Source organism: Micromonospora sp. M51 (assembly GCF_018070305.1).
Taxonomy (GTDB): Bacteria; Actinomycetota; Actinomycetes; order Mycobacteriales; family Micromonosporaceae; genus Micromonospora; species Micromonospora parva.
In genome coordinates, this window is record NZ_JAGPXZ010000017.1 from 1 (window position 1) to 21,443 (window position 21,443).

General features: G+C 67.1%; 12 protein-coding genes and 2 pseudogenes. 8 read left to right on the forward strand and 6 right to left on the reverse strand.

Annotated elements, in window-relative coordinates; translation table 11 throughout:
- Positions 1 to 217 precede the first annotated feature (217 nt).
- Positions 218 to 374 (reverse strand): annotated as a pseudogene (locus KBX53_RS37060) (IS21-like element ISAau2 family helper ATPase IstB); the annotation flags it as partial.
- Between the two features lie 542 nt (positions 375 to 916).
- Between KBX53_RS37060 and KBX53_RS02115 the strand changes: the two are divergent.
- The 4 genes from KBX53_RS02115 to KBX53_RS02130 all read left to right on the forward strand — a co-directional run bounded on the left by KBX53_RS02115 (position 917) and on the right by KBX53_RS02130 (position 6,901).
- The gene (locus KBX53_RS02115) at positions 917 to 2,389 is read left to right on the forward strand and encodes a hypothetical protein (protein ID WP_210857632.1); all 1,473 of its coding nucleotides are present in this window, start codon (positions 917 to 919) and stop codon (positions 2,387 to 2,389) included.
- Positions 2,382 to 5,573, forward strand: coding sequence for an AAA family ATPase (locus KBX53_RS02120; RefSeq protein ID WP_210857633.1), 3,192 nt, complete (start codon positions 2,382 to 2,384; stop codon positions 5,571 to 5,573). Before KBX53_RS02115 ends, KBX53_RS02120 begins: the two co-directional genes overlap by 8 nt.
- 112 nt (positions 5,574 to 5,685) lie before the next feature.
- The gene (locus tag KBX53_RS02125) at positions 5,686 to 6,012 is read left to right on the forward strand and encodes a hypothetical protein (protein WP_309140695.1); all 327 of its coding nucleotides are present in this window, start codon (positions 5,686 to 5,688) and stop codon (positions 6,010 to 6,012) included.
- Positions 6,013 to 6,022: 10 nt separating this feature from the next.
- Positions 6,023 to 6,901, forward strand: coding sequence for a hypothetical protein (locus KBX53_RS02130; RefSeq protein WP_247674985.1), 879 nt, complete (start codon positions 6,023 to 6,025; stop codon positions 6,899 to 6,901).
- Between the two features lie 538 nt (positions 6,902 to 7,439).
- Here the strand turns inward: KBX53_RS02130 and KBX53_RS02135 are convergent.
- Positions 7,440 to 8,903, reverse strand: a complete 1,464-nt coding sequence (locus KBX53_RS02135) for a PLP-dependent aminotransferase family protein (RefSeq protein WP_210857634.1) — start codon at positions 8,901 to 8,903, stop codon at positions 7,440 to 7,442.
- 47 nt (positions 8,904 to 8,950) lie between these two features.
- On the opposite strand from KBX53_RS02135, the gene KBX53_RS02140 reads away from it, so the two are divergent.
- The gene (locus tag KBX53_RS02140) at positions 8,951 to 10,303 is read left to right on the forward strand and encodes an FAD-binding oxidoreductase (RefSeq protein WP_210857635.1); all 1,353 of its coding nucleotides are present in this window, start codon (positions 8,951 to 8,953) and stop codon (positions 10,301 to 10,303) included.
- 86 nt (positions 10,304 to 10,389) lie between these two features.
- Here the strand turns inward: KBX53_RS02140 and KBX53_RS02145 are convergent, their stop codons facing one another.
- Positions 10,390 to 10,785, reverse strand: coding sequence for a VOC family protein (locus KBX53_RS02145; RefSeq protein WP_210857636.1), 396 nt, complete (start codon positions 10,783 to 10,785; stop codon positions 10,390 to 10,392).
- A gap of 152 nt (positions 10,786 to 10,937) precedes the next feature.
- On the opposite strand from KBX53_RS02145, the gene KBX53_RS37065 reads away from it, so the two are divergent.
- Positions 10,938 to 12,830, forward strand: coding sequence for a S9 family peptidase (locus KBX53_RS37065; RefSeq protein ID WP_210857637.1), 1,893 nt, complete (start codon positions 10,938 to 10,940; stop codon positions 12,828 to 12,830).
- A 186-nt stretch (positions 12,831 to 13,016) separates the two neighbouring features.
- On the opposite strand, the gene KBX53_RS02155 is transcribed toward KBX53_RS37065, so the two are convergent.
- The gene (locus tag KBX53_RS02155; protein WP_030330940.1) at positions 13,017 to 13,946 is read right to left on the reverse strand and encodes an NADP-dependent oxidoreductase; all 930 of its coding nucleotides are present in this window, start codon (positions 13,944 to 13,946) and stop codon (positions 13,017 to 13,019) included.
- Between the two features lie 51 nt (positions 13,947 to 13,997).
- Between KBX53_RS02155 and KBX53_RS02160 the strand changes: the two genes are divergently transcribed.
- Both KBX53_RS02160 and KBX53_RS02165 read left to right on the forward strand, forming a co-directional pair.
- Positions 13,998 to 14,672, forward strand: coding sequence for a TetR/AcrR family transcriptional regulator (locus KBX53_RS02160; RefSeq protein ID WP_036411170.1), 675 nt, complete (start codon positions 13,998 to 14,000; stop codon positions 14,670 to 14,672).
- A gap of 208 nt (positions 14,673 to 14,880) precedes the next feature.
- Complete coding sequence (locus KBX53_RS02165; RefSeq protein WP_210857638.1) at positions 14,881 to 17,841, forward strand: immunoglobulin-like domain-containing protein; 2,961 nt, start codon at positions 14,881 to 14,883, stop codon at positions 17,839 to 17,841.
- 99 nt (positions 17,842 to 17,940) lie between these two features.
- Here the strand turns inward: KBX53_RS02165 and KBX53_RS02170 are convergent, their stop codons facing one another.
- Both KBX53_RS02170 and KBX53_RS02175 read right to left on the reverse strand, forming a co-directional pair.
- On the reverse strand, positions 17,941 to 19,695 hold the full coding sequence (locus tag KBX53_RS02170; RefSeq protein WP_210857639.1) for a family 43 glycosylhydrolase: 1,755 nt from the start codon (positions 19,693 to 19,695) through the stop codon (positions 17,941 to 17,943).
- Between the two features lie 437 nt (positions 19,696 to 20,132).
- Positions 20,133 to 21,443, reverse strand: a pseudogene (locus KBX53_RS02175) (hypothetical protein); the annotation flags it as partial.

The window sequence follows — 21,443 nt, forward strand, 5'->3', positions numbered from 1 at the left end:
CGCGGTTGCCCCCACGCTGCAGCGATGGTCGCCATTTCAGCACACCTGCGGCCGCTCGGGCAACATCGACAGTCGTCAGTGGTCGTAGTCTTGAGGGCGATCTCGATGGCGACCGCTTGCAGCGGCGGCGACGGCCAGACACGGACCCGGAATCGTTCGACCTCGGTCGGGAGCTCGTCCGCGTGTCAAGCGTCCTGCCCCTACGAGGTACGCAGGGCGGAACCAGGATGACGACGTTCTCCTCCGACGCCACGAAGTCCAGGGTGGTCGTCTCTCGCTTTCACGACCGCTGGTGCTCGAAGTCGAACTCCTCAAGACTCTTGCGGGCAGGAGCCTCGCCGCGGGACGCGTCCTCCACCGCCGCGAGCCTCCCTGCCGGGGCAGCCCAACACCTGGTGCTAACGGGTGTCCGCCCGCACCAGCTCGCCTACACTGCGGCGGCTCAGGCCAGGGTCCTCTCCGTTTTGTTGCGAGACAAGCTCGACCGCCGTGCAACGGCCTGGATTGCCATCCCTCGACCGCTGCAGCGTCGAATCTCCAACCAGCCCGCCGCGGCTCAGCAGGTCCTGATGCTTCAGGAGGTGGCCCGATTCAGCCGGCGCCACGTGGTCAGTTTTCAGGCGGAGCGGACAGGGAACCTTGCACGCAAGAGGTAACCTTCTCAGATCCTCGGCTCCGAGGCATAATGCCGTGATGAGGCGAACACATGCGCGGTTATGTGGAGCGGCAACGTCCACCGAAACCGTGGCTGCCGGGGCGAGGACCAAATCACCACACGATCTACAAACAGGAACCAGACGGTTTCAACCGCTCTGCCTAGTGGACCTGAGTCGGCTCACCCGGCCGCCAGCCCTCCTTGAAGCCGATATCGACGGCCCCTTCGGCGCCAGGTTCTGGTAGATACCGCGAGAGAACGATGAGCGACTCGGTTCGACGGAACATAACCCAGGACGCCGTCATTGTGGTTCCCGGCATTATGGGCAGCGTCCTGACCGGACCAGACGAAACCCTTTGGGGATTTGAGCTGGGCACCTACGCGCGAATGTGGAGCGGCGAAAGTTCGCCGCTCGACGCCTTGGCGCTCGACGACGACCAGCTTGTTCGACTCACTGACGAGTCTCGAAAACTCACACCTGAAGAGGTAGCCGGTCGATTCGACAACGTGACGGCAACGGGACTACTGAGATTTCCGGCGTACGCGCCATTAGTGCGTGCATCTGAGCCGTATGGATCGTTGGTACGATCTATCGGCCGATGCGTCGCTCACCAAGATGCGATCCTGGAGTTCGCGTACGATTGGCGCCTGCCGGTCAGATACAACGCGAAGCGACTGGCTATCAAGGCCGCCGAGCATCTCCGGCGATGGCGGGCGCACCCGAGGCATGACGAGGCTCGGCGCCTGCGGCCAGATTCGCGGCCCGCCCAGTTGGTCCTTGTCGCGCACTCAATGGGAGGTTTGGTGTGTCGAGCGCTGGGCCTGCATGACGCCGACCCACTGAACATACGCGCCACAGTCACGCTCGGTACACCTTTCGAGGGAGCGGTCAAGGCAGCAATGCTTCTTAATCGAGGTCAAGGTGCGCCGACCCCCCTCCCGCGCCGACGACTTCGCGCAATGGCCGCCACCTTGCCCGGAGTACACGACCTGCTTCCGTACTACCGCTGCGTCGATCAGGGCGACAATTCCCACCCTCGCCGGCTCACGCCGGCCGATGTTGCAAGGTTCGGCGGCAATGAGCATCTGGCCAGGGAGGCCATTGCCCTACAGCGGCAAGCATCTTCGCTGCCACTGGTTGAGCATCACGCTCTGATCGGAACTGCGCAATCGACCCAGCAGACCATGAGTCTGCGCGACGGGTTCGTCATCCCCCATCGCCACACCTTTCAACTGCACAGCGACGGCGACTTTCTCCGCGAGTCCAACGGCACATTGGTGCGAATCGACGATGGTGGCGACGGCACTGTTCCCCGCAATTCGGCCACCCTCACCAACCCACGGCCCGCTACCCTGCCGCAGCAGCACGGCGCTCTGGCCCAGACCCCCGAGGCCATTCAATTGGTTTGTGACGTGCTGACCGAGCGGGAAACTGGCAGTCCTCGCCTCGGCGGAGGCGAACTCGGACTGGATCTTCCGGACATCGTCGCCCCGGGCGTCGAATGGGCTGCTGTCATCAGTGGCGTCAATGGGCCAAATGATGCTTCCTGTGTCGTCGCTGACGCCTTTGGTCGGCAGATCGACCGCTCCCCGGTTTACTTGCGTGATGACAGCTGGCGGGCCACCGTTGTGCTGCCCGAGCCAGGGATATTTCGCGTTACCGTACACGGCGGGGGCACCTCGGCAATCACCCAACTGGTCTTGGCGGACGATCCCGGCGGATTGCATGTCTGACGTCGCTCAGCAGGCGCGGAAACCGGGCCACGTCGAGGTGTTCCCGGTTCCGATAGGTGCCTACCGTCATCATCCCCCACTCGCCGTCGACGACGAGGTCGGTCGCATCGTCGAACTACTCAGCGAGGTTGGTGGCGTAGTCGTCCCGTGGGATACACCGATGGCCGAGCGGGGTGGCGACGCGGTTAGCGAACGGCTGAGCGCTTGGTCGCAGTCATCAGGCAGTACGATCCTCTATTGGGTCGGGCACGGTTGGTCAAACGGCGACATCGCCTCGTTGGCCCACGCGAACAGCCCCAAGCACGTCGGAGCGGAAGGAATTCCCCCGGAGCAGCTCGCGCATCACATTGCCGAACGAGAAATGCGTTCACTGGATCCTGACGCATGGCTGATCGTCATTATCGATGCCTGCCAATCGTCACGTTTTGTTCAACTGCTCAACGCATCTATCGACACCATGTGCCGCACCCGTCGCATCCTCCTAGTAGGAACATCGGCCCAAGGTTCCACCACACTAGGACGATTCAGCTCGGCGCTCAATACGATTATCCGGGATACGTTCGCTACAGAAGACCACATTGAGTTCAAGGACATCTGGGCGGAACTGAAGCGGAACCTGCCTGCGTCAGAGGTGATTCTCAAGAATGTTCAGGGGACCGCACTGCGCCGTCGCGTTACTGTGCCTGTCGGTCTGGCGGCGTCCTTAGATGTCCGTACTGTGTTGCTTCAGGTCCTGACGGATCTACCCGAGGACGAGCGACGGCACTTTATCCCTAAAGCGCAGGGCGCCGAACTCGGCGAGGTGTCCTGGTACTTCGAGGGGCGCGACGAGGAAAGACAGCAGGTCGTGGATTGGCTTCGAGACCCGTCAGGTGGCAGGATGTTGATCCTAACGGGCCCTGCCGGTGCCGGAAAGTCGGCATTGCTTGGCGACATTCTCGTCCGCAGTCGACCGGCAGTGAGCCGAGTTCTGGCGCGCCACGGCCTACTCAGCCCCCTACCCCCGACACGCACACCACCCACGAAGATCTTCGACGTCGCAATTCACCTCGTTGGCATGACAGTTTCCGACGCAACTGATCGACTGAGCAAGGTGTGGGGATCTGACGAGTCGATCGAGACAGGCAAGCCGTGGGGAACGAAGGTCGAACTTCTGTTGAAGAAGATTGGCCTTAGAGGCCTTTCGACCACGCTTATGGTCGACGGACTCGACGAGTCAGCAGAACCCGTTGCTATTGCGTCGGGAATCTTGCGGCCGCTTGCGGCCGTTGCCGGGGTACGCGTCGTGGTAGGCACCAGGCCGTCCGCATACGAAGGTCCCGATCATCCGAACCTGGACGATCGGGGTCTGCTCGAAGCACTGGGCACAGACGAACCGAATTCTCACACAATCGTACTTGACCGTGATCCTCAAGCAATCGGCAGGTACGCGCGCCGACGCCTCGCCATCGGCTTACGGCTACCTGCGAACGATCCTACCTGTGCCGCTGTTTCCGTCGCGATCGCCGCGGCCGGCCGCGAGTTTCTCTTCGCCCAGCTCGCGGTCCACGAAATTCTAGCCCGTCCGCAGCTTCTGACCGACCCAGGGAGCCTGACGGACCTGCTCGGTGGCGACCATCGCAATCTCTTCGCCGCAGCCGTCAAACGCCTTGCGCGGCATAACGCAGCTTACGGTCCCCTGCTTCGCGCCCTCGGGTACGCTCAGGGGCATGGGCTTCCCGTACGCGCTGGCGTCTGGGCTACATTCGCCAAAGCCCTTGTCGATATTCAACCGACCGGCGTTACTGTGTCCGACTCCGACATCAGTGCGCTTATCGACGACGCAGCGCCATACCTGACGGTTGATTCTGAGCACGGCCAAACGGTCTACCGGCTTGCGCACCGAACCTTCGTAGAATATTTCCTGGCCGACAGTGACACCAACATGACGGCACACTCCGCTATCGCCAGAGCATGCATAGCGGCTGCAGACGCAGCGCCTGGCTCGCTGAACCCATACTTGAAATCCTATGCTTTGATTCACGCAGACGCTGGGGATTGGAAGACGCGGCATCTATTCCTACCGCCGGGACCTGGAGCGGATTTCCGGATTGATGGCCTCGATAGACGTGCTGTCCGTGTTTTCCTTATACGGAATTTTGCCAGAGGAGGCATAGAAGCGGAAGCATCGGTGCCATTGTGGGAGTGGACGCCAATTGGCAGCCAGGAGCCACTCGACCACAGGCCACCCTCAGAGATATTCACGGCTTTCTCCGTCGTGGAGCTGCCCGCCGGCAGGAATCGCAACCTTATCGCAACCGGTGGGCCCGACGGCACCGTACGGTTATGGAACACCGCGACCGGAGGCCGCGTCGGCGGGAACCTGCTTGGCCATGAACAAGCGATCTGGACGATGGCTGCCATCTCTACATCGACGGGTCAAAGCTTTTTGGCAAGCGCGGACCGCGACGGCCTGATTATCCTGTGGGACCCAATCTCAGCGAGCCCTGCCGGCGAGTTGCGAGATGATCGGCTCAACGATGTGTCATGCTTAAAAGCTGTTCCTATCCGCGGGCGAGAACCAGTACTCGCGGCTGCCTACGCATTTGACAGATCCGACGAGAACTCCGTCAGCGGGGTCCACCTTTGGGACCCGCGCACTGGGACAAACATTCGGAGGATCGAATGCAGGAGCCAAGTCTTCGCGATGACAACGTTCGTAACGAAATCGGGCCACGGATTATTGGCCACCGGCTGCGCGGATGGCGTAATCCGCCTGTCGGACCCCCTGCGAGGAGAAGCCGTGGGAAGCGAACTTCGGGGCCATACCGACTGGGTCAGGGCGCTGGTTTCGTTCAATAGCATCGATGGCCGAACTCTCCTTGCCAGCAGCGGCAACGACGGGACTGTTCTCATCTGGGACGTGACGGCAGCGGGTGCGCCGGTCCCACTTAACGATCCATTCGTGCATTGTGTCGAGCCCGGGAAGAAAGGGGCGTCGGCGCTTGCCGTAATTCCGCAAAAGAACGCCCCGGCTTTAATTGCCAGCGGCGGCTATGACGGCAACATCAGATTATGGAATTACCTTACCGGTGAAAGTTGGAAGATCCCGATCGGGAACAGTGTTCTTTCCTTGGAAGCCCTGCGCGATGGGCGGGTTGCGGTCGCGGGCGTCGGCGCTTTTATCCTGAAGCTGAACCTCTGAGAAGGCAAACGCATGGTAGCCCTGTACAGGCTTATCAGCTCTTCGAAGCCAGGTGCCTCGACTGGGGCGACCGACAGCCAGCCGATGTGGCTGACGTCGTATAGCGGGACACGTGTTCCTCGCCGGCGACCGGCGCCCGTCCACTCCCCCGGTTGGTGGCCAGGGAATTAACACTGGCATCCAGGCCGCGACAACCTCGGCTGAAAGCTGGCCGCGGTTCCACGGGGCGCCTCACCGGCGCTGCTCGACAGCTACGAAGCCGAGCGGCGACCAGTCGCAGCCGGCGTGCTCGCGCTCTCGACGCGCGCCTCAAACAGGCACTCCAGCAGAAGGGCACCCCTACCGACCGCGATCCGACCGCACGTCGCATCCATGCTGTCCCACCCCCACGATCTACTTGATCAGCGACGACCCCGTTCCGGCGCGGCCAGCCGGATAGGGTCTCGGCTGTGACAGCAGTACCGCCACCGAGGGGTCCGTTCCGGTGGGACCTTGTCTCGCCAGCCCAGCTCGGCGCGCTCCTCGACGCTGTCCCCGAGCCCGATCTGTGGTTCCTACCCGACCTGCTCGAGTGCGCCGCCAAGGTCCTTGCCCGCAGCGCCGACGCGGACCTCTACTTCGTCGGCCGCTCCCCCGACAGCATCTTCGACCTGCTCAGCGGCGCGCTGGCCGCCACCACGTGGCGCGACCGCTGCCACCAGCTTCCCCTGTCACTGTGGAGCGATCCGGAGGCGATGACCCCCGCACAGGTCGCCCAGTTCCGCAGCAACCTCAGCCACCTGGGGATCACCCCGCACGGGCTGGCCCACCGCCAGCGTCCGGTGGCATTCGTCGACCTCGTGTTCGGCGGCCGCACCTACGAGAACCTGTTCCACCTGCTCCGCCGCTGGATCAGCGAGGAGAGGGCCGCCTGGTCGGTGATCCGTACGAAGGTGCGGTTCATCGGCATCACCGCCCGTACCAAGACCAGCCCGAACACCTGGCGGTGGTACCAGGCCGCCCCATGGGCCACCCACCTCCCGCGCCGCGCCCTGGTCGGCGTGTCCCTGCGCAGATGGGTCTGGGAATACTTCGGCGACCACCAGCACAAGATCACCCGCTCGTTTCCCGTCGCACGGTGGCTCGACCAGGACACGCACCTCCCGGCACGCGACCCCAAGGCGTTGGCCGCCCTCGCCGAAGCCGTGGCCATCGTCGCCTACGGCCGCTCGCCCGAAGGGCGAGCCGGGCTTACCGCCGCGATAACCGGCGAACCCACCATGCGCCAGCCATGGGTACGGTCGCTGGTAACCGAACTACGCCGGCCCGTCACCACCCGCCAGACCTGACCCGTGCTCACTGTCGGGCCTGCGGCGAAAACGTTCCGACAACCCCACCGTGTTCCGGCCGCTGCCGCGCCTGCGAGAACTTCGTCTCGGTGATCCGCTGTCCGGCGGCACGTCGCTGGTCAGGGCGTTCCCCCTGCGCCACCACCTGAATCGAAGTTCGCCGCGTCGCCATAGACAGCGTTCTCCGCGATGGCGGCGGAATAGCGCTCGGGGACACCTCGACCCCGCTCGAAGATGTCGCGACCAGGGCGCGGCGATCTACGCCGTATCGCGCGCATGGCGGACCGCGCCGCCGCCACCTTCTCCTCGGCGGTCTGTGGCCGACGGCGTCTGCGCCGATGAAGCAGGACTGTGCCGCCCGTGGCGAGCCCGATGCCAGCGAGCAGGAGATACCACCACATGTCCTCACAGTAGAAGGGGCCCGCATCTACGCGGGTGTACCCCGCTGGCAGCCGCGATCCCGGTGGTCCGCGCCCCGTCATTGCCGGCGGACTCGCCGCCCTCGCCGCTGTCCGTTAACCCGGAAACCGCGCCTCGCTCAGGAACCGGCGACCGCGCCACTGTCGGTGGCGGGCACCTGAGGGCGGACCTGGGCACGGACCTCTGCGATCGCGTCGGCCAGGACTTCCACTCCGTCGACGATGGAGCGTTCGGTGAGGGTGGCGTAGCCGAAGATCAGCCCGCCGAGCCCGGCAGGGCTCACGCGGTACCGGGAGACGCCCTGCACGACCAGTCCGCGCCGGGCGGCGGCGGCCACGACCGACGCCTCGTCGAGGTCCTGCGGGAGCCAGGTCACGACGTGTTGGCCCGCCGCTACACCGACCGGCTCCAGTTCGGGTAGCCGTGCGCGCAGCGCGGCCAGGAGTGCGTCGCGACGGCGGCGGTAGACCGGGCGCATGCGCCGCAGGTGCCTGTCGAATTCGCCGCGGGTGAGGAAGTCAGCGAAGGTCAGTTGGTCGATGACGGGAGAACCGCGGTCGGCCCGTACCTTGGCCGCCGTGATCTCGTCGACCAGGTGTGCCGGGGCGAGCAGCCATCCCAGACGCAACCCCGGCGCCAGGGTCTTGCTCGCCGTGCCGCAGTAGACGACGGTGTCGGGTGCCAGCCCCTGCATGGCGCCGACGGGCGCCCGGTCGTAGCGGTACTCCGCGTCGTAGTCGTCCTCGATCACCACGGCGCCGCGGCGCTGCGCCCAGCCGATGACCCGGGCCCGCGCGGTGGCCGACAGGACGCCGCCGGTGGGCCACTGGTGCGAGGGCGTCAGCACGACGACGTCCGCGTCGGTCCGTTCCAGCTCCTCGACGAGGAGGCCGTCTGGCCCGACCGGGACGCCGATCACGTCCAGGCCGGCCACGGCCGCGACGAGGCGGGCATCGTCGTCCGCGGACGGGTCCTCGACGGCCAGCCTGCGCGCGCCGCGCGCCGCGAGCACCTGGAGTATCAGCGCGACGCCTTGGCCGTAGCCGCTGCAGATCACGACGTTCTCCGGACGGGCGGATGTGCCGCGGACCCGGTTGAGGTAGTCGGTCAGGGCGACGTGCAGTTCGGGTACGCCACGCCCGTCGAGGTAGGCGAAGCGTTCGTTCGGGGTGGTGGTGAGGACCGTTCGCACCGAACGCAGCCAGGCGGCGCGGGGGAACGACGACACGTCGGTGCGGCCGTACCCGAAGTCGATCTGTGCCGCCGGTCGGTCAGCGCCGCTCCGACCTGCCGGCGGTGGGGCCGGCTCGACCGCGACCCGGGTGTACCCGCCCGCCCGACTGGTGAGGTAGCCCTCGGCGACGAGTTGCTGGTAGGCCTCGACGACGACGCCGCGGGCGACGCCGAGATCGGCGGCGACGGTGCGGGTGGGCGGCAGTGACGTTCCGAGACGCAACCGGCCGGCCCGGATGCCGCCCCGAATCGAGGCGGCGATCTGCCGGTGCAGCGGTTCGGCGGCGGACCGGTCGACATGGATGAGCAGGTCCTCCGCGGTGCTCGAATTGGTTCTGATTCGCCCCATGGAATCGGACCTTACCGGGTGTACCGATTTCCATCAGGCTCAGATGTATGACGACAACGACCAGTCCCCGCTTCGACGGCCGCGTCCTCACCCCCGGTGATCCGGGTTACGACGCGGCCCGCACCGTCTGGAACGCCATGGTTGACCGGCAGCCGCGGATGATCGTGCAGGCCGCGAGCGTCACCGACGTGGTGGCCGCGGTGCGCCTGGCCCGCGACCTCGACCTGGAGATCGGCGTACGCTGCGGCGGGCACAACGTGGCCGGCTTCGCCGTCCCCGCGAACGGCCTCATGATCGACCTGACCCCGTTGAACGGCGTTCGGGTCGACCCGATCCGGCGACGCGCCCGGGTCCAGGGTGGCGCGCTGCTCGGCGCACTCGACCGGGCGTCGCAGCCGTACGGCCTCGCCACGACTGCCGGCAACGTCTCGCACACCGGGGTCGGCGGCCTGACCCTCGGCGGCGGCATGGGCTGGCTCGCCCGCCAGCACGGTCTGGCCTGTGACAACGTCGTCTCCTACACGATGGTCACCGCGGACGGGAAGGTGGTCACCGCGAGTCGAACCGAGAACCCCGACCTCTACTGGGGCCTGCGCGGCGGGGGTGGCAACTTCGGCATCGTCACCGACTTCGACTTCCACCTGCACCACATCGGTACGCGGACCCTGGTGGCCGAGTTCGACTTCCGCGCCGAGGACGCCGTGCCGGTGCTCGAAGGCTGGCGGGACCTCAACGCCGTCGCGCCACGGGAGGCGACCTTCACCGCTGATGTCCACGACACTGCCAGCGGCCCCATCGCCACCGTCGGCTTCGTGTGGGTCGGCGACCCGGCACCGGGTCTCCGGTTGCTGCCGGCGATGCGCGCCCTCGGGCGCCCGGTCGCTGAGCGGGTCACCACCCCGTCATACCTGCAGTTGCAGCAACGCGACGACACCGTCGGCGGCCACGCCTACCGCCGGTACTCCAGCGCGCACTACCTGCGGCGGTTCCCCACCGCCGCGATCGAGGCGTTCCTGCTGCGCGGTGCGGCAGACCTGCACGCCGGCACCCACCTGCCCGGTGTCGGCCTGCAGGCGCACGGTGGCGCGATCGCTGACGTCGCGGATGCCGACGCGGCGTTCAGTCACCGCGGTACCGCGTTCGAGTTCGGAGCTGGCTCCCGCTGGACCGATCCGGCCGAAGACGACGTTCGGATGGCAGCGGCGCGCAGTGCCGGAGCGGCACTGGGCCCGTACGCCGACGGCGTCTACGTCAACTCACTCGCCGCCGACGAGGGGCAACACGGGGTACGCCGCGCGTACCCGGCCGCCAAGCTCGCCAGGCTCACCGCCCTCAAGACGGTCTGGGACCCCCACAACGTGTTTCACCTCAACCACAACATCCGGCCCCACAGCCGGTAGCGCGTACCCCCTGGCAGCGCCGACGCCCTCCGGCAGGATCCACCGCGCACCGGCGGGTCACCGCCTCGACGCGCGCCGGGTGGAGGTCACTGTGCGGTTGGGCGGTGGGCGGGTTGGAACAGTTCGATGAGGTTGGCGGCGGGGTCGGCGAGCAGGATCTGGCGCCCGCCGGGGCCAGCGATCACGTCGCTGCGGAACGACACCCCGTCGCCGCGTAGTCGGTCGATCTCCGCGTCCAGATCGTCGACGATGAGGTGGATGCGGTTGCGTCCGGCGTCCGCGGCGTCGTCGGGGGTGGCGCGGGCGCCGGAGCTGGCCGGCCCGGACAGCAGCAGCCGCAGCGGGCCGCGTACGACGTCGGCGAAGGCGGGCACGGCGCTGGTGTGCACTGTGAAGCCGAGGTGGGTGGTGTAGAAGTCGATGGCCGCCTGGACGTCATCGACGATGTATCGGACGCTGGCGTGCTGCTCAGTCGCTGTCATGGCGGCATCTCTCCGTTAGGTTCGGGTGGCGTTGAGGGCAGGCAGCAGGTGTCTGGCGTGGGTGTCGATGTCGGCCGCAGTGCGCTGAGCGGCGGGTAGCTGGCCTGGTCGGTGCCGCCGCCAGAGTGCATCGAGTGTCTAGGATTCACCACGTGTCCGGATACCGCGACTTTCAGTCAGGCTTGAGATTCCTGCCGACACTGGCGATCGCTCCCGATGGTGACTCGATCGCCTACGTCGATGACGCCAACGGACAATTCAACCTGGTCACCCAAGCACTGTCGACTGGCGACACGCGACGTCTTACCGCCGGCACCGACTCGACGGTCCGTCGGGTGGCATGGCATCCCGGCGGTGAATGGCTGTTGTTCCTCGCCGACGACAGCGGGGACGAGAACACGCAGCTGTACCGGGTCAACGCTGCTGGCGGGATCACGGTGCAGCTAACCAACGCGCCGGACGTACAGTACTCGGCTGCCCTCGGCGACCCGTTCTCCCCCGACGGCCGGTTCATCGCCTACTGCGGTAACGACCGGAATCCGGCCGACCAGGACGTGCTTGTGCACGACCTGTCGACCGATGAGGTACGCCGGATCTACACCGGCGGCGGCAGGGTCTACCCCGGGCACTGGTCCCCCGACGGGTCCCGGCTCACCCTCGCCGAATGGCGGACCACCAACAGCGACCACCTGGTCCATCTCATAACTGTCGACGGTGCCGAACCGCGATCGTTGACGCCGTACGACGATGTGGCGACCTACTGGTTGGGGCCGTGGCTGAGAGACGGCAGCGGATTTCTGGTGCTGTCGAACGTCGGTCGGGAGTTCACCGGGCTCGCGACCATGGATGCCGAAAGCGGCGCCCTCACCTGGCTGGACACCCCGGATTGGGATGTGGAGGAGGTCGCTCTCTCGACGGACGGCCGGGTCCTGGTCTGGAACGTCAACGTCGACGGCTTCTCCCAACTGCGCGGGCGTGACCTCGTCAGCGGCGTCGACATCCGCATGCCGGAACTGCCAGCTGGCACGGGGACCGGCCTCACCGTGTCCGGCGACGGGCGGTTCGTCGTGCTGCGGCTGTCCACAGCAACCCGACCATGGAACATTCTCCTGATTGATCTGGAGCTTGGAGAGCTCAGGTGGCTGAGCAACGTGCGGCCGGTCGCGGCCGACCCCGCCACCTTCCGCGAGCCGACGTTGGTTCGTTATCCGGCGCAGGACGGCCGCCAGATCCCTGGCTACCTCTACCGTCCTGAAGGACCGGAACCAGCCAGTGTCCTGATCTCGATCCACGGTGGCCCGGCCTGGCAGGAGTTGCCGGTCTACATGCATGACGGCTTCTACCAGTATCTCCTGGCACATGGCATCGGCGTCTTCGCTCCCAACGTGCGGGGTTCTCTTGGTTACGGCCGCACCTACTCCGACCTCGTCAACCGTGACTGGGGCGGTGGCGATCTGACCGACCTCGCTGACGCCGTCGCGTACCTGCGGGCGCAGGAGTGGATCGACCCGAATCGCATCGGCGTCATGGGTGCCTCCTACGGCGGCTTCGCCGTGTTGTCGTGCCTCAGCCGGCTGTCGGAGCTGAACTGGGCCGCCGGTGTCGATTTCTATGGACCGAGCAATCTGGTCACCTTGGCCAAGGCGTCACCGCCGACGTGGCGCTCGTTGGTGGCCGCGGTGATCGGTGACCCGGAAGCCGATGCGGATCGACTGATGGCGCGCTCGCCGGTCACCCACGCCGACCGGATCCAAGCGCCCCTGATGGTCGTCCAGGGTGCCAACGATCCTCGCGTACCACGGCAGGAGAGCGATCAGATCGTCGAGCGGCTTCGATCCCGTGGCGTCGAGGTGCGCTACGAGGTCTTCCCAGACGAAGGCCACGGCCTGCTTCGCCGCGACAACCAGGCGAGGGCCTTCGCGGATGCCGGCGAGTTCCTCATCAGGCACTTGCGCGGTCGCGGCGGCTCCGTTGGCCAGAGCGGGCACTCCATGGACGACCACCCCGAGGAGAACGACAGTTCCTCTCCCCTGCTCGGCCAGTGAGTCCGCCGGGCGTACGGCCCGCCACCAGGGGTTCCGCAAACCGGTGGCCGCTACCGCCGGTGTCGAACGTCCTCGCCAGCAGGGTCCTCCCTACCCGAAGCGGATCGCCCTTGTTCAGGTGACCCAGTTCGTGGGCCAGGAGCGAAGCCCGGGCCCACGAACTGGGTCAATGGCGGGTGGGGCGCGCTACGGCTTCAGCACGATCTTTCCTCGCGCGTGGCGGGACTCACTCAACTCGTGGGCGGCGGCCGCTTCCTCCAGGGAGAAGACGGCTGCGACCGGCACCGTGAAGCGGCTCCGCTCGGCGAGTTCGCCGGCGGCGGCGATCCCTTCGAGAGCCGGTGAGTCCGCGCCGGGGCCAGAGCCGCGCGACAGGTGCACGCCGTACGCCGGGGCGTTGATGTCCGCGATGCTCACCACCCTGTCCGGGCCGGAGACCAGCCGGACCAGGTCGGGTATCGAGCCGGAGCCGGCACAGTCGAGTACCGCATCCACTCCGCCGGGCAGCAGCGCGTCGACCCGCCCGGCCAGCCCGGAGCCGTAGGTGGTCGGGATGGCCCCGAGCGAGGCCAGGAAGCCGTGATTGCGGTCGCTGGCCGTGCCGATGACGGCCGCGCCGCGAGCGACAGCGAGTTGGATCGCCGTCGTACCGACCCCGCCGGCCGCACCCTCGATCAACAGCGTGGTGCCGGCCCGCACGCCCAGCAGGTCGAGCACGCGGGTGGCCGTCTCGATGTTGCCGGCCGCGCCGCCCGCCTGTTCCCAACTCAGGGCGGCCGGCTTCGGTGCCCACGCGGCCAGGACGGCGTATTCGGCGTTCGCTCCGCCCATCTGGGCGTAGTCCGTGATCCCGAACACCTCGTCGCCTGGCCGGACCGTGGTCACCCCGTCACCGATCTCGTCCACCACGCCGGCCGCGTCGACGCCTGGCACGTGCGGCAGGCGGAGCGGAATCCATTCCTGGAATCGGCCGGCGCGGACGTATGTGTCGGCCGGATTGACACCCGAAGCCCGAACCGCCACCCGGATCTGCCCGGGTCCGGCGTGCGGTTCCGGTGCCTCCGAGACCGCAAGCACACTCGCGGGACCGTACTGGGAAAATTGCAGAGCCCTCATGTGCGGGGACGCTAACGCGCCTGCGCCGTCCGCCTCGCTAAAGTGAGAGCAGTGACCGCCCATTTGTCTCACACCCTTCGCTCCGACGCGCTGGACAACCGGGAGCGCATCCTCGACGCCGCCCGCGCGGTCTTCGCCGTTGCGGGTCTGGACGTGCCGATGCGGGAGGTCGCACGGCATGCCGGAGTGGCGCCGGCCACCCTGTACCGCAGGTTCCCGACCAAGGAGATGTTGGTCACCGAGGCCTTCGCAGAGCAGATGTACGCCTGCCGCGCCGTCGTCGACGAAGGTCTCGCCGATCCGGATCCGTGGCACGGTTTCTGTCTTGTCATTGAGAAGATGTGTGAACTGAACGCACGCGATGGGGGTTTCACCGCGGCTTTGATCTCGACGTTTCCCAATGCCGTGGATTTCGACGCGCGCCGCGAATACGCTCTCCGGTCGATCGCCGAGTTGGCCCGCCGGGCCAAGGAAGCCGGCCGTCTGCGCCCCGACTTCGCCCTGGACGACGTCATCCTCGTACTCATGGCCAACAGCGGTATCCACGCGCCGTCGCCGACCGCCAGGGTCGCCGCCTCCCGGCGCTTCGCCGCGCTCGCCATCCAGGCATTCCGCGCCAGCCCGGATGCCTCACCGCTGCCGCCTGCGGCGCGGCTGGCACCCCCCGCACCGGTGTCGCGCGGGCCAGCGGAGCCCGGCGACGAGGGCGGCCTGGCCGCCGGTTAGCCACTGCCCTGGCCTCGGCCGTCGTCTCCGGCGCGGGATGGGTCTCCTCGTCGCTCTGGGTGAGGCCGCCCCGGGTGCCCACCGTCAAACCACGCAGTCCGTGGGGCCGGGCCACGACGTGCTGCGTTGACCCGGCAGCACAGCGTAGTTAGCGTTAACAACCCCCGTCCACATCAGAGGGAGCCATCCACCGGTCAAGGAGGGTCCATTGAGACTGCGACAGCGAAGGCCACGTCTCGGGTTGGGTCGGAGAGGTAGAGGTGTCGCGGTCCTGGCACTGGGTGCGCTGCTCTCGGTCTCGTTCGCGGCGGTGCCCGCGCACGCTGCCGAGGAGCAACTCGACGACGGTCTGGTGCACCATTTCGCGCTCGACGAGACCAGTGGGACGACGTTGGTCAACTCGGGTAGCGCGGGATCGGCGGCGAACGCCACGCTGGTGAACCCCGAGAAGGCGACCTTGACCGGCGAGGGTGTCAGGTTCAACCCCGGCTCCTACGAGAGCGCCCTCGACGGCGCGTACGTGCAGCTGCCGAACGACATCACCGCCGGCATGTCCAACCTCACCGTCGACTATGACGTCTGGGTTGACCCGGCGAACGTCGGCGAGCACCAGATGTGGGGTTTTGGTCGCAAGTCCGGCTCGTGCGACGTTGACACCGGCGCGGAGGGCTCGATCTTCGCGTCGAACACCCAGCGGTTCCGCGTCGCGGTGGGTCCGGCGAACCTCCAGCAGAACCGGGTCCGCATGCTGGAGGGAGCGTGGACGCACGTCACCTTCACCCAGTCACTGAACCCGACCGGTACGAGTTGGACCGGCAGGCTCTACCTCGACGGCGTGCTGCACGCGACGTCGACGAACCTGACCACGCCGCCCTCGGTGAACGCCGCGGGGACGAACTGCAATTTCCTGGGTCGCTCGCAGACGTCGGGCCACTATTCGTTCCGCGGGACGATCCGAGACTTCCGGGTGTACGACCGGGCGGTCAGTCTCGACGAGACACTCGCCCTCGCGCAGCGGACCGTCTCCGACGGCGTCCGCGCCGACACCGACGCCATCGATCTTGGCCTGACCAGTGCGATCGTCCGTGACATCACGCTGCCGAAGGTGGGCTCCGTGGCGGGCTCGACCATCACGTGGACGAGCTCCGACCCGTCGGTCGTCGCGGTCCACACCCCGCCGGCCGTCGCCAGCGCCCGCAAGGTGGCGGTGACCGGCAGGATCACCCGGCCCGCGCAGGGGCAGCCGGACGCGACAGCCACGCTCACGGCGACTGTCCGCAAGGGCGCCCAGGAGGTCGGCACGCGGGACATCCCCGTCGTGGTGAAGGCCGAGTTCGACGATGCGCAGGCTGTCGACCGTGACACCTTCGACCTGGCCCTGAACACCACCAACGACGTACGCGGGAACCTCGACCTTGCCGCCAGGGGCGAGTTCGGCTCCACGATCACCTGGCGGTCGACCACCGACCTCGTCACCCCGACGGGTGTGGTCACCCGCCCGGCCTTCGGCCGTGCGGATGTTGCCGCCACCCTGACCGCGACCATCACCAAGGGCGCGACCTCGCAGACGAAGTCGTTCCCGGTGCGCGTCGTCGCCATGCCGCGCTCCGAGGAGTACGAGCGGTACTTCATGGGGTACTTCAAGGGTGAGGGGATCGCCGACGGCGAGCAGATCATGTTCGCGACATCCAACGGGAACACCGCGCTGGACTGGACCGGCCTGACCGGGGGTCGGCCGTCACTCATCTCCCAGCTGGGCGACCAGGGTCTTCGTGACCCGCACATCGTCCGCTCACCCGACGGCGACACGTTCTACATGATCGCTACCGACCTGAACTGGTACGACCAGGGCGGGTACGCCATCAACGACACCCAGTACATCGAGGTGTTCGAGTCGCACGACCTGGTGAACTGGACCCCGCAGCGGCACGTGAAGGTCGCGCCCGACAACGCGGGCAACGCCTTCGCGCCGGAGTCGCTGTGGGTGGAGGAGATCGGCGCCTACGTCGTGTTCTGGGCCCAGTCGCTGTGGAGCGACCCGGTGAACCGCACGGGTCAGGGCAACGCGCAGATGTGGTACGCCACGACGCGGGACTTCCAGACGTTCTCCGCTCCCCAGGTCTGGCAGAACCCGGCCCCGCTGTCACGGATCGACACGACAGCGATCCGGGTCGGCGACAACTACTACCGCGTGACCAAGAACGAGGCCGGCAACCAGGGCTCGGACATCTTCTCGGAGAAGCACACCGACTTCCTGGACAGCAACATCGACAACTGGACGTTGGTCGCGCCGGCGCTGGGGCGCACGACGTGGGTCGCCAACCAGGGGTACGAGGGACCGGTCATCTTCAAGGCCAACCCCGGTGACACCGCCTGCCCCGGCCAGTTCTACCTCTGGGGTGACCGGTACACGAACGGCGGTGGGTACCAGGCCGCGTGCCACGAGAACATCGAGGCGCCGACCTGGAACGCCAAGGCGATCACGATGACCAACGCGGGTGTCGTCCGTCCGCGTCACGGCACCGTGATCCCGCTGACCGTGCGCGAGTGGAACGACATCCGCGGGATCCCGAACAGCGACGTCGCGACCACCACCGAGGTGGCCGTCCAGCCGTACGCGAGCGGGGCCCAGGCGACCACGGCCACCGTGACCGTCACGGCAGCCGACGGGTTCGAGACCGGCGGTCAGGTGCGGCTCAGTGTCGGCTCGTGGTCGACGCTCGCCCACCTGAGCGACGGCGCGGCCACTGTCACGCTGCCGACGGGTCTGCCTGCGGGTGCCCGGACGGTCAAGGCCGAATACCTGGGCTTCGACTACCTGAAGACGTCGGAGGGTACGGCGTCGTTCGAGGTGCCTTCCGGTACGGCCGCCGTCAAGGTCCACGCGAAGGCCACGCCGGCGTCGGTTGTCCGCGGGGACACGTTCACGCTGAACGTGAGCGTGGGGCCGGCGGGCAGGCCCAAGAAGAACGCTCCGACCCCGACCGGCGAGGTCACCGTCACCTTCGGCGGCACCGTGCAGGTCGTGCCGCTGGTGGACGGTAAGGCCGTCGTCGAGTTGCCGACCGCTGGTCTGCGGCGCGGGTCGTACCGGGTCCACGTCGCCTACTCCGGCAACCCGACCTACCAGCCCCACGCCGGCAACTATCAGAAGTTGACGGTGCGGTAGCCAGCCCAGGAACCCGCACCGCTGACGGGCGGCGCAGGAAGGAGCGGGTGGGATCAGTGGATCCCGCCCGCTCCCCTGGTGCTCGACCCCGCGACCGGACTACGGAGTGATCATGCCCTTCGAGACGACCAGGTTGTAGTTCTCGCCGAACACGTTGAGTTCGTGGACGCCGACCTTGACGTTCTCGGTCGTACCCAGGACCTTCAGCCTGACCGCGTTCGTCAGCACCCGGTCGAAGGTGACGTAGTCAGCCGTGTACGCGGTGGTGTTCGTGCTCCTGTCGACCAGGGGCCGCCACGTGTTGGTGGGGATGTCCTTGTACTCCAGCGTGTACCGCACGGCGTTGTCACTGGTGAACGTGCGCCCGAGCTCCTTCCACTGGATCTGCGCGGCGGAGATGTGGAAGACGGTCCCGAAGCCCCTGATGTACGTGGGCGCGGTGTCGCTGTCCGCCGGCTCCCACCACGTGGAGAGGGAACGGTCCGATCCGTAGTACGGGTTACGCCCGGGGGCATAGCTGCTTGCCCAGTACGCCTGGCTGTTGGTGGCCACGTTGTAGAGCCCGACGTCGTCCCGGCCCGAGATTTTCTTCCCCGGGGCCAGTTGCGGCGTGTTGGACAACTCGCAGTCGATCGCTCCCCGTTTCGGACCGGCGGGAATCACGGTGCAGACGTCCATGCCCAGTCGCCGCTCGAAGAACTCCTCGTAGGCGATGACATAGGTGTAGAAGAACACCAGGTTTCCGGAGTTGTCGAGGACGAAGCTGCCGTGCCCGGCGTTCGGGTACACCGCACTCGGGTGGTTGTTCCCGTAGCCGATCGGGTTCTGCTGGGTGACCTTGAATCCGGAAAGCGGTTTGTCCGAGGTCATCACGCCGGTCGCGTACGTGGTGAACTCCGTGCCGCCGGACGCGACCGAGAGGTAGTAGGTGTCCCCCACCTTGAACAACTGCGAACCCTCCACGTACCCGTGTGTGTAGGTGGCCTTGTTGTCACCGATGTGCTGCCACTCCTGGCGCGGGTCGAAGGTCCAGAGCACGACCGGGTCGCTGATGAGCTGGCGGGGATTGTTCGGGTCGAGTTCGGCGCCCATGATCGGTGAGCCGATGTTGTACGTCAGATACAGCCGACCGTCGGTGTCCGGGAAGAACTGCACGTCGCCGACGCTCAGGGTCTGGCCGGTCGGGCGCAGGAAGTTGCCCATGCTGGTCCACGGCCCGGTGGGCGAGTCGGCCTGATAGACCGGCGTGTTGTTGCCGGCCATGTAGAACTTGTCGCCGAGCTGGACGACGGTCGGCGCGACCAGGCCCAGGTTCATCTGGTGGGGCGTCCACGTGAGGTAGTCGGTGGTGGACCAGACGGTGCGGTTGTTGTTCGGTGCGCTCTGCATGGCACCTGATGCGTAGAGATAGATGGTCCCGTCGACGTTCAGCGCGGACCAGTCCGCCCCGGTGCGGGCGGAGTTCTCCGAGATCCTGCTGAAGCCAACTGTGGATCGGCTCGCCAGCGTCCGCCCGGACGCTGCCGTCCACGTCTCCAGGTTCAAGCTGGCCGGGATCTGCGACGTGTTCGCGACGTTCGCGTCGGTGGGTGGCATCGTCCCCACGATGTTGCGCACCGCCATCCCCGGCAAATTGATCGGGTTGACGTACGTCTGGGCCATGTCGACACCGGCCAGTGGCACCTTGGCGGACGGGGTTTGCGGTCCGACGCCCGGCGGTGCCGGCGGCACGGGCTTCTCCGCCGCGGCCGGCACGATCGGTGCCAGTTGACCCACCCCGATTCCCACCAGGAGAGCGAGGCCAATTGCCGCCAACCCTCGACGTCGTTTCCCGGCGGCCCTCTCGATAACCATCAGGTCCCACCTTCCTTCTGGTCGTGATAACGCTAACAACAAACGGCCGTCGCCCGATTTTTCGGACAACCGACTTCACGTGGTCGGTTGCTGGGTGTGAGGCACCCTTCGAATAGGCAAGAAGGGTGGGAGAAGGCGGGTCCGCTCGACCAGCTGGGCGCTCAGCGCGCACGTTCATGGGCTCGGTCTCGCCCAGCGAGCGAGGATCAGCGACGGGCAGCTGTTAGCGCTAACAAGGTTTCGGTGATGTTAACCGTACTATCTGGAGCCTGTCAAGAACGTCAATGCCACGGCACCGTTACCGCCACCGCCGCTGCCGCTGCCGGGTGGCTGCACTCCCGCCGGACACGAAGTCGTGCCCGGAACCGTCGCCGCCCCGTAGGCGACGGTTCCGGGCGTAGACCCTCGACCGCTCGCGTGCCGGTATGCGCCGTCGGTCACCACCAGTCGAAGTAGCGGCCGGCGTGGAAGATCCCCACACCGATGGCGGCGACGATGCCGACCGCGAGCACGACCGGGGCGATCACCACGCTGCCGGCCGCGACGCCGATGGCACCAGCGGCGATGGCCAGACCCGCGCCGATGCCGACGGCGCCGGCCACCACCCCCGGGGTGTCGCCAGCCTCGGCGGCCCGGTTCATGCTGACATACGAGACGGCGGCCAGACCGATGCCACCGATCACCAGTCCAGCGGTCATCGCGCTGACGGTGGCGACCGTGGCACCCGGCACGGCGATGGCGTACAACTCCAGGCCACCGCCGACCGCGCCGAGCGCGTCACCGACGCCCATCTCCCAGTCGCCCTGCTGGTAGTCGCCCCACAGGGCGAACGCCGACAGGCCGAACCCGAGGACGCTGAGCCCCTTGCCGGCCATGCCGGTCCGGCCCGGCAGTCCGCGCACGTGCTCCGGTGCCGTGGCGGTGGCCGGGATCTTCCGTCCCCGTCCCGGGTTGGTCGCCGTGCGGATCGCGTTTCCCACGCTGGCCGGCGCGTCGGTCTCGGTGATGATGACGGCCTGAGACCGCTTGCCGGCCATGGTGCCGCTCGGGTTGGCCTGGATCGCGGCGTCCGCGTCCCGGGTCGCCTCCCGGGCGATGTCACCGGCCCTGCCGTACACGTCGGTCGACTTGATCTGCTTGACAGTGGTCGCGGTCTCCAGGTCGAAGTCCGCCGTGTTGTCGCGCCACGGCATGCCGTACAGCCATTCGAGGATGTTGCCGCGGAACGTTCCCCGGCCGCCCTTGAACTTGAAGTTCCAGATGAACTTCTCGGCTGCGGGCGCGGTGTGCGCGGCGGCGCCACCGGTGACGCCGGGTGCGGCCGGCGGCGGTTCGGGTGGCGGCTCCGGTGCGGGTGGCGGCGGCTCGGCCGGTGGCGGCTCCGGCGGCGGAGGCGGCGGCGTCGGCCTCGGTCGCGGCGGCGCGGGAGGCGGAAGTACGGCGTGCAGCACCCAGGTGCCGCCCGGGTGCTCGGACCAGGTGCCCCCCTCCAGGTTGAGGGTGACGTTGGGCTGGTAGTAGATGACCGAGTTGCTGTTGTTGATCCGTGGATCGAGCGTCGCGCCGTGGCTGCTGAGATAGCGGCGGAAGTCCTCCACCGTGGGGTTCTCGGACCCGGTGAAGTGGGGCTCCGAGATGGAGATGTCGTGGGTTTCCGGCCCGATGACGGTGGCGGGTCGGAATCCGGACGGATCTGCCATCCCGACCGGATTGTTGCGGCAGTACCGGAACAGGTTGCCCCCGTCGAC